1 protein-coding gene is annotated in these 412 nt (G+C 67.7%); it reads right to left on the reverse strand.

What is annotated here, in order from left to right:
* Positions 1 to 16: 16 nt before the first annotated feature.
* A partial coding sequence (locus tag E5W87_RS35640) for an SDR family oxidoreductase (RefSeq protein ID WP_292408700.1) occupies positions 17 to 412 on the reverse strand: 396 nt, incomplete at its 5' end.

Here is a 412-nt window from a genome sequence, read left to right on the forward strand (position 1 = left end):
CCGGTCGTTTTCGGATTCAGCCCTTGCGCTCCTGAAGGCTGTTGCCGCCGTCGACCACCAGCAGGGCACCGTTGACGTAGCTGGCGCCTTCCGATGCCAGGAACACCACCGCTGCGGCAACCTCGTCCGGTCGCCCGGCCCGCGCCGGTGGCGTGTGCAGGGCAGCTTGCCGCTCCATTGCGCTCGACGAGCCCGTTTCGATCCAGCCGGGGGCCACGGCATTGGCCGTGATGCCGCTTTTTGCCATTTCGAGCGCCAGCGTGCGCGTCAGGCCGACCATGCCGGCCTTGGCGGCGGAATAGGCGGCGGTGCCTTCGAAAGACACCAGCGGCCCGGTAACCGAGGCGACATTGACGATGCGCCCATAGCCTGCCTCTACCATCGCCGGCAGAAACGCGCGGGTGACCAGGAA

It is taken from the genome of Mesorhizobium sp. (assembly GCF_004962925.1).
In the GTDB taxonomy this organism is placed as follows: Bacteria; Pseudomonadota; Alphaproteobacteria; order Rhizobiales; family Rhizobiaceae; genus Mesorhizobium.